The organism is Desulfosarcina sp., assembly GCF_033791525.1.
In the GTDB taxonomy this organism is placed as follows: domain Bacteria; phylum Desulfobacterota; class Desulfobacteria; order Desulfobacterales; family Desulfosarcinaceae; genus Desulfosarcina.
On the sequence record NZ_JASJGN010000477.1, the window covers coordinates 22,413 to 30,738 of the forward strand.

Sequence of the window (8,326 nt, forward strand, 5' to 3'; positions counted from 1 at the left end):
GATCCACGCCTACCCTTTCCGTTGCATGAGTTTACGGATACGCAGCCGAAGAGCATTGAGACGGATAAATCCTTCGGCATCCGCCTGGCTGTATACATCATCGTCCTCGAACGTGGCGTGGGCTTCACTGTAAAGCGAGTGGTCCGACTTTCTGCCGCGGACGATGCAGTTGCCTTTGTACAGCTCCAGGCGAACCAAACCGGACACGGTTTTCTGGGTGCTGTCGATCATGCCCTGCAGCACCTCCATCTCCGGAGAGAACCAGAACCCGTTGTAGATAAGCTGGGCATATCGCGGAATCTGAGAGTCCCGCAGGTTCATGACTTCACGGTCCATGGTAATGGATTCCATGGCCATATGTGCCTGCCGTAAAATGGTGCCGCCCGGCGTTTCATAAACCCCGCGGGATTTCATACCCACGAAGCGGTTTTCCACGATGTCGATGCGGCCGATGCCGTGTTTGCCTCCCAGCCGGTTCAACTCGGCCAGCAGGTTGGCCGGTGAAAGAACAGTGCCATTGACCGCCACCGGATCGCCGTCGGCGAATGTTATCTCGATGGTCTCGGGCGTGTCCGGGGCATCCTTGGGCGAAACCGTCATGGTGAAGATGTCGTCCGGTGGACCGGCCCAGGGGTCTTCCAGGATACCGCCCTCGTAACTGATATGCAGCAGGTTACCGTCGGTGCTGTAAGGTTTGGCATGGGTGGTGGGCACTTGAATGCCATGGTTGGCGGCAAAGGCCATCAGTGCGGTCCGCGAGTTCAGGTCCCATTCGCGCCAGGGCGCGATTATCTTGATATCCGGGTCGATGGCGTAATAACCCAGTTCAAAGCGGACCTGGTCGTTGCCTTTGCCTGTGGCACCGTGGCTGACCGCATCGGCGCTTTCCAGGGCGGCAATCTCCATCTGACGTTTGGCGATGAGCGGCCGGGCAATGGCGGTACCCATCAGATACTGCCCTTCGTAAATGACGTTGGCCCGAAACGCCGGAAACACGTAATCGTGGACAAAGGTCTCCTTAAGGTCATCCACGTAGGCCTTGACCGCACCGGTTTTCACGGCGTTGGCCTCCACGTTTTCCAACGAATCGATCTGGCCGATGTCAGCGGAAAAGGTGACCACCTGGCAATCGTAGGTTTCGATGAGCCATCTCAGGATCACCGACGTGTCCAGACCGCCCGAGTAAGCCAGCACCACTTTATTGATCTTCTCCGTCACTGTTTTTTTTCTCCTTCTAAATTGTAAATTTTATTCATTGAGCCTGATTCAAAACGTTGCAGTTCGGCCAAGATCAAGGCGGACGATCATTTCAACCGGAGGCATACCTATCGTATGTCGAGGAATGAAATGGGGAGTCCAACGCCGATATTGGTCGAAATGGGGCGTTTTGAAAGTGGCTCATGATTGCGTCAGCACCTCATCCAGGCACTGGATCAGCCGGTCAATTTCATCTTGCTGGATGATCAGGGGAGGAACGAACCGCAGGGTATCCCCCTGAACACAGTTGACCAAAAACCCCTTTTCCATCAATACCGGGACCAGTTCATCGGCCGGTCCGTTCAGTTGAATGCCCAGCAGCAGCCCCCTGCCCCGTACCTCGGCAATCCGGCGGTGACGATGCTTCAGCTGTTTCAACGCATCCGTGAAATAGGTCCCGGTGTCCCGGGCACGATCCACGATCCTTTCTTCATCCATGATCTTCAGGGTCTCAAGGGCGGCGGCCGTCACCAGGGGGGTTCCACCGAACGTGGAGGCGTGGGCGCCGATCCCGAAAGCGGCCGCCACCCGTTCAGTGGCCAGCATGGCGCCGATGGGAAGCCCGTTGGCCAGCGCCTTGGCCAGGGTCATGATGTCCGGCGTCACACCGTATTGCTCGTGGGCGAAGAGCGTTCCGGTTCGGCCCATGCCCGTCTGGATCTCGTCCAGGATCATCAGCATGCCCCGCTGGTCGCACAGCCGTCGAACCTGTTGGAGATAATCGGGACCCGGGCAGCGGATGCCACCCTCGCCCTGGATGGGCTCGAGCATCACGGCGCAGGTGCGGTCGTCAATAGCAGATTCCAGGGCGCCAATGTCGTTGAAAGGCACGAAAGAAAACCCTTCCAGTACCGGGTCGAAGCCCTGCTTGATTTTATCCTGTCCCGTGGCGGACAAGGTTGCCATGGTGCGCCCATGAAAAGATTTTTCCATGCAAACGATGCGAAACCGTTCCGGCTGACCATCGTCCTTAAAGTATTTCCGGGCCAACTTGATGGCTGCTTCGTTTGCCTCTGCACCGGAGTTGCCGAAAAAGACGCGGTCCGCAAAACTGTGTTCCACCAGCATCCGGGCCAGTTCGGTCTGGGGAATCGTGTAGTAAAGGTTGGACACATGCACCAGCCGCCGGGCCTGGCGGGCCACCGCATCGGCAATGCGCGGGTGGGCATGGCCTAAATTGCACACGGCAATGCCGGCGACAAAGTCCGTATAACGGCGGCCCTGGGTATCCCAGAGCGTGCACCCCTGGCCCCGTTCCATAACGACGGGAAACCGTTTGTAGGTCGTCGCAATGACGCGGTCCGCCGTGTGCATAATGGTATCGGTCATCTGTAAAGTCTCTGGTTTGTGGTCTCTGGTCTCTGGTCTCTGGTCTCTGGTCTCTGAGTTCTGAGTTCTGAGTTCTGAGTTCTGAGTTCTGAGTTCTGAGTTCTGAGTTAGGGTCGATACATTGTCGGTCGCATAGAATCAAGCCATGATCTCTTCAAGGTTCAGCTTGTCCTTCCGGTGTCCATTTTAGAAATGGATGCCTTATTCTATTACCTCCGTGCCGATCCCCCGATCGGTGAACAATTCCAGCAGTATCGCGTGGCGGCGCTTGCCGTTGATGATGGGCACTTTCCCCACGCCGTTTTTCAGGGCGAAGAGGGCATATTCGATCTTCGGAATCATGCCGCCGCTGATGCTTCCGTCAGCGATCATGCGACTGATGGTGGCCGCATCGATGGAGGATATCAGCTCACCGTCGGCATCCATCACGCCGTCCACGTCGGTGAGCAGGATCAGCCGACCGGCAGACAGGGCCGTGGCGATGTGGCTGGCCACCAGGTCCGCATTGATGTTGTAGGTTTCCCCTCCCGCACCCGCACCCACAGGGGCAATGATGGGAATGAATCCCTTTTCGGAGAGCGTATGGATGATCTGGGGGTCGATCCGGGTCACCTCTCCCACCATTCCCGGATCGATGATTTCGGGCGGACTGCCCGCATCGGCCTGGTGGAGAATGCGCATCTTTTTGGCTTCAATGAGCCCGCCGTCCTTGCCGCTCAGCCCCACGGCCTTGCCCCCCTGCTGGTTGATCTCGGCCACGATGCTTTTGTTCACCTTTCCGCCCAGCACCATCTCCACCACGTCCATGGTGGGGCCGTCGGTGAGCCGCATACCACGCACAAACTGGGGACGGATGCCCATCTGGTCCAAAACCCGATTGATCTGGGGGCCGCCGCCGTGAACCACCACCGGATTGAGACCGACGAACTTGAGCAGGGTTATATCCCGGGCAAAATCGGTTTTCAGCTGCTCGTCAACCATGGCGTGGCCACCGTACTTCACCACCACGGTCATACCGGAGAATTTGCGGATATAGGGCAGCGCCTCGATGAGAATGTCCGCTACGGTTGAGTGGGGGGGGGCGCATTCGGGTGTCATGGTGGTTCCTAAATTCAATAGGGTTCGAGGATTCAGGGATTGAACCCTCCCCGCGGCAAGCCGTGGGGAATGTTCTGCCTGTAACGGCAGTGCTGCGCAGCACCGTAAGGATGAAAGTCTATTTTCAGTTCGCTCGCGAACCCCGCCGCAAGCGGAGAGGAATGCGCTCACTATCGCGGTTCAAGGGTTTGTTTTCCATAGAATTTATCAAGGTTTATAACATCCGTTCAACTTCTGTGATACCCGCTTTTAGCCATGTGAAATACTAAAGCATTTTCCATGAACCCTTGACCCCTCGAATCCTTGAACCCTGCTACAAAATATACCGGCTCAGATCCTCATCATCCTTAATCGCTTTGAGCTTTTCCCCAACGTATGCATCATCCACCGTCAGGTGAACATCCTGCACATCGGGTGCGTCGAAGAGGATATCTTCGAGCAGGCGTTCCATAACGGTATGAAGACGCCGGGCACCGATATTCTCTGTACGGTCATTCACCTCTTCGGCAATCTCGGCAATCTTTTTGACCGCATTGTCGGAGAAGACCAGTTCCACGCCCTCGGTTTTGAGCAAGGCGATATACTGGAGCAGCAGCGCGTTCTTCGGTTCTGTCAGAATGCGGACAAAATCCTTGCGGTTCAGTGCATCCAGGGTCACACGGATGGGAAACCGTCCCTGGAGCTCCGGGATCAGGTCGGACGGCTTGATCGTGTGAAAGGCACCGGAGGCAATAAACAGGATATGGTCGGTCTTCACCGGTCCATACTTGGTATTCACCATGGATCCCTCCACGATGGGTAAAAGATCCCGCTGAACCCCCTCCCGGGAGACATCCGGACCGTGCCCTTTGCTGTTACCTGCGATCTTGTCGATCTCGTCGAGGAAAATGATACCGGACTGTTCCACTTTAACGATCGCATCCTGGATTACCTTGTCCATGTCCACCAGGTTCTGGGCCTCCTCCGCAGCCATGGTTTTCATGGCTTCGGGAACTTTGATCTTTCGGCGGTGGGTGTTCTTGGGCAGCAGGGAACCGAGCATATCCTTGAAGTTGAATCCCATCTCCTCCATGCCAGCATTGGAGAAAATCTCAACCATGGGCATGTTGCGCTCGGCCACATCCAGGTCGACATAACGACTGTCCATCTTTCCAGCCTGCAGCATCTTTCGCAGCTTTTCCCGTGTGGACGAAGCTGTATCAGCGGATGTGTTGACCACTTCCAGGCCGCCTTCTCCTGCAGCGTCTGCCCGACCCGGATCGGCCTTGGGCAGCAGCAGGTCCAACATTCGCTCTTCAGCAATGCGCCAGGCCCTTTCCGTGACAGCCTCCTGCTCGGCCGTACGAACGGCATTGACCGTCAGTTCCAGGAGGTCACGGACCATGGACTCCACATCCCGACCCACATATCCGACCTCGGTAAATTTAGATGCCTCCACCTTGAAAAACGGTGAGTCGCTGAGCCGCGAGAGGCGCCGGGCAATTTCCGTCTTGCCAACACCGGTGGGGCCGATGAGGATGATGTTCTTGGGGGCGATCTCATCCTTGAGCGAATCAGGCACCTGCTGGCGACGCCATCGGTTTCTCAAGGCAATGGCGACGGATCGCTTGGCATCATTCTGACCGATAATGTATTTGTCCAGTTCGGCCACGATATCAATGGGTTTTAGGTCATTCATGGATCAAAGCGCTTCAATGGTAAAATGATCGTTGGTGAATACGCACAGGGACGCGGCGATTTGCATGGACACCTCGACAATCCGGCGCACGTCCAATTCGGTCTGATGGAAAAGGGCGGTTGCCGACGCCTGAGCGGCCACAGCGCCCGAACCAATGGCCACGATGCCCTCGTCCGGTTCGATGACATCCCCGTTGCCCGATATGAGTAACATGGACGAGTCGTCCACGGCAATCATCAACGCCTCTAAACGGCGCAGGTACTTGTCCGCACGCCAATCTCTGGCCAGTTCCACGGCCGATCGGGTCAGGTTACCGTTGTAGCGCTCCAGTTTCTGCTCCAATTTTTCGGTCAGGGTCAGGGCGTCGGCAGTGGCACCGGCAAACCCCACCAGAATGGTGTCGTTGTATATGCGCCGAACCTTGCGGGCATGGTGCTTGATGACCGTGTTGTTCAGGGTCACCTGGCCGTCACCGGCCATGACCACCTGATCCTCCGACCGGACAGCCAGGATGGTGGTGCCGTGGAATCGCAGTGAAGGTTGCGTGGATTGGTGGGACATGAATTAAACCCGGATCCTTTCTATCGCCTGGGGTGGGCGCTGTCGTAGGCCGCCATCAGCCGGTCAATGCTTACATGGGTGTATTTTTGGGTGGTTGACAGGCTCTTGTGACCCAGCAGTTTTTGAACGGTGCGCAAATCTGCCCCCGCGTCCAGCATGTGGGTGGCGAAACTGTGCCGAATGCCGTGGGGGGAAATCGGCACCGCCAGACTGCACTTGCGAATCAATGCTTCCAGAATCCGGCCCACGGAACGTGAACTCAGCCGGCCCTTGTTTTTATTTAAAAAGAGCGGGCCATCAACTGCCAGGCCGATGCCGGTATAGGCAAAGAGCCTATCCCGGTAGGTTTGAATACGATTCAGCGCTTTTTCACCCACCGGTACGATCCGTTCACGGTTCCCTTTTCCGGACACCCGGAGACATCCTGAGGAAAAATCAACATCGAACACATTCAGGCCTGTCAACTCGGACACCCGGATCCCCGATCCGTAAAGGGTTTCAAACAGAGCCCGGTTGCGCAGTCCCAGCACGGTGTCGTCGGCCGTCTGATCCAGCAGGCGAAACATGTCATCAACGGACAGATAGAATGGCATCCGCCGGCTGTGCTTGGGCGTCAGGATGGCGGCCGTGGGATCCTCGGTGATCAGCCGGTGTCTCACCAGGTGACGAAAAAAGGATCGCAGCACCGACAGCTTCCGGGCAATGGTAACCTTCTCGTTCTTGCGGTGCAGAAGCCCCAGGTACCCCCGGACCGTCAGGTTGTCGACATCGTCGATGGCCAGCGACCGTTTCTCTTCTTCTTCGGACAAACCTGCCGCGCGGGCGGCATAGCCGGCGAACTCCGCAAGGTCATGGCCATAGGCCCGAATGGTGTGGGCGGAGTAGCCTTTTTCCGAAGCCAGGACCTGCAGGAAAAAGTCGATCTGTTCGGTCAACCCAATCCGCGTCATGGGAAAGCGATCCGCTGTTCGAGTTCCTGCCATGATTGCACCTGAAGGTAACCATGGGGCTCCCGGTTCCACGGCTGCCGGAACACAACAGGCGCAATACCGGCAGCGTTGAGCAGGTGACAGGTTTCCAGGCGGTCCTCCACAAACCACTTGATGCCGTTTTCCAGCAGCACATCGGTTTTGGCCTCGAATGAACCGGTTGCCACGATTCTGGACCGGTGATGCTGACCGTCGAGAAGCTGGTTCATCCAGAGCGCGATGGGACCCGGCTCGGGCCTGGCCGTCACCATCAGGATGCGCCCCGTGGTCTCACCGATGCGCTTCAACACCGGCCCGGCACCGGATATGGGTTTCAGTGCGGCCCGGTACCCCCCGTCGAGAATCCGGGCCACCGCCCCCTCCAGAACCTCCTCGTCCAGATCCAGGCAATGGTCTAGCCGGTAGCAGGTGATGTCGGCGTATCGCACCGTGTGGACATCGTAGTGATCCCTGAGGATATCCAGAAACAGGTGCATGGTGTCGGCGATTACACCATCGATGTCAAAGGCAAGTGCCGCCGGATCAATCATCGGTCCTTCCTGGTCTTTCAACTGTCTGCCCTTCAGGCCACCTTGCGTGTTTTTTTCTTCAACCGGGAAATCTGGCGACGCAGGATGCCGGATTTCTTGCGGTCTTTTTCTGCAGCGGTTTCACGTTTAAGGGCTTTGAGTTCCCGAATATGCTGTTTAATCTGTCGAAGCGATCGGCTGGGCTTTTTGGGTTTTGCTTCCTTGATGCCCCGATGCGCCTTGATGGCATCTATCAGATCCTGCTTATTCATGCCGTGAATGCCCTTGAGGTCCGTTATGGTGTGGGCGACTTCACGAAGTTCCTTGACGGTCATTTTATCCAACGGTTTTTCTGCACCTTCCGTACCTTTGGTCATTTGATCCAGTCTCCTTTCATGAATTAACGGACAAAACCCCGATCATGGATGCCACGCGCACCCCGCCAAATCGGTCACCATCTTCTGCAAAAAACTGTTTAAGTAATCCCATCCCCCCGAGCGTGTCAATAGAGATCACTCCTTATTTCCCTTATCCACCAACTTCAGGAATGGCCTGAACAGATCCAGGGGCAGGGGAAAAATGGTGGTCGTGTTCTGCTCGGCGGACATCTCCCGCATGGTCTGCAGGTAGCGCAGCTGAATGGCGGTGGGATACTGGTCGATAATCTTGGCCGCCGCAGCCAGGCGGTCGGCGGCCTGGAATTCGCCTTCTGCGTTGGCCTTGTGGATGGCCGAACCCAGAAAATCGGCGTTGCCGGGAGAGATGGCTCCGTTGATCCGGACTAAATAGACCGGTTCCGATCCGGCATCGGCCTGACAGATCGATATCAGCAGCAACAAGGCGACGAATACGCCAACGGTGATGGGTCGATTTCTCATAACAACCCCCTTGAAGGCGGGAAAGGG

8 protein-coding genes and 1 pseudogene are annotated in these 8,326 nt (G+C 56.7%); all 9 read right to left on the reverse strand.

Annotated features, from left to right (window positions below; translation table 11 throughout):
* Nucleotides 1-9: 9 nt before the first annotated feature.
* Complete coding sequence (locus QNK41_RS22630; RefSeq protein WP_319262047.1) at nucleotides 10-1,218, reverse strand: argininosuccinate synthase; 1,209 nt, start codon at nucleotides 1,216-1,218, stop codon at nucleotides 10-12.
* A 180-nt stretch (nucleotides 1,219-1,398) separates the two neighbouring features.
* Complete coding sequence (locus tag QNK41_RS22635) at nucleotides 1,399-2,586, reverse strand: acetylornithine transaminase (protein WP_319262049.1); 1,188 nt, start codon at nucleotides 2,584-2,586, stop codon at nucleotides 1,399-1,401.
* Nucleotides 2,587-2,787: 201 nt separating this feature from the next.
* Nucleotides 2,788-3,684, reverse strand: a complete 897-nt coding sequence (gene argB, locus QNK41_RS22640) for an acetylglutamate kinase (RefSeq protein WP_319262052.1) — start codon at nucleotides 3,682-3,684, stop codon at nucleotides 2,788-2,790.
* A gap of 313 nt (nucleotides 3,685-3,997) precedes the next feature.
* Complete coding sequence (gene hslU / locus QNK41_RS22645; protein WP_319262055.1) at nucleotides 3,998-5,362, reverse strand: ATP-dependent protease ATPase subunit HslU; 1,365 nt, start codon at nucleotides 5,360-5,362, stop codon at nucleotides 3,998-4,000.
* 3 nt (nucleotides 5,363-5,365) lie between these two features.
* On the reverse strand, nucleotides 5,366-5,923 hold the full coding sequence (gene hslV, locus QNK41_RS22650; protein WP_319262058.1) for an ATP-dependent protease subunit HslV: 558 nt from the start codon (nucleotides 5,921-5,923) through the stop codon (nucleotides 5,366-5,368).
* Nucleotides 5,924-5,943: 20 nt separating this feature from the next.
* Complete coding sequence (locus tag QNK41_RS22655; protein WP_319262060.1) at nucleotides 5,944-6,906, reverse strand: tyrosine recombinase XerC; 963 nt, start codon at nucleotides 6,904-6,906, stop codon at nucleotides 5,944-5,946.
* Complete coding sequence (locus QNK41_RS22660; protein ID WP_319262062.1) at nucleotides 6,870-7,442, reverse strand: 5' nucleotidase, NT5C type; 573 nt, start codon at nucleotides 7,440-7,442, stop codon at nucleotides 6,870-6,872. Before QNK41_RS22660 ends, QNK41_RS22655 begins: the two co-directional genes overlap by 37 nt.
* Nucleotides 7,443-7,474: 32 nt before the next feature.
* The gene (locus QNK41_RS22665) at nucleotides 7,475-7,798 is read right to left on the reverse strand and encodes a Rho termination factor N-terminal domain-containing protein (RefSeq protein WP_319262064.1); all 324 of its coding nucleotides are present in this window, start codon (nucleotides 7,796-7,798) and stop codon (nucleotides 7,475-7,477) included.
* Nucleotides 7,799-7,933: 135 nt separating this feature from the next.
* Nucleotides 7,934-8,326 (reverse strand): annotated as a pseudogene (locus tag QNK41_RS22670) (hypothetical protein); the annotation flags it as partial.

Excerpts from the sequence above, each read along its gene's own strand:
- QNK41_RS22665 (WP_319262064.1), bottom strand. The coding sequence starts at position 7,798 with ATGACCAAAGGTACGGAAGGTGCAGAAAAACCGTTGGATAAAATGACC.
- QNK41_RS22655 (WP_319262060.1), bottom strand. The coding sequence starts at position 6,906 with ATGGCAGGAACTCGAACAGCGGATCGCTTTCCCATGACGCGGATTGGG.
- QNK41_RS22635 (WP_319262049.1), bottom strand. The coding sequence starts at position 2,586 with ATGACCGATACCATTATGCACACGGCGGACCGCGTCATTGCGACGACC.
- QNK41_RS22660 (WP_319262062.1), bottom strand. The coding sequence starts at position 7,442 with ATGATTGATCCGGCGGCACTTGCCTTTGACATCGATGGTGTAATCGCC.
- argB (WP_319262052.1), bottom strand. The coding sequence starts at position 3,684 with ATGACACCCGAATGCGCCCCCCCCCACTCAACCGTAGCGGACATTCTC.
- hslV (WP_319262058.1), bottom strand. The coding sequence starts at position 5,923 with ATGTCCCACCAATCCACGCAACCTTCACTGCGATTCCACGGCACCACC.
- hslU (WP_319262055.1), bottom strand. The coding sequence starts at position 5,362 with ATGAATGACCTAAAACCCATTGATATCGTGGCCGAACTGGACAAATAC.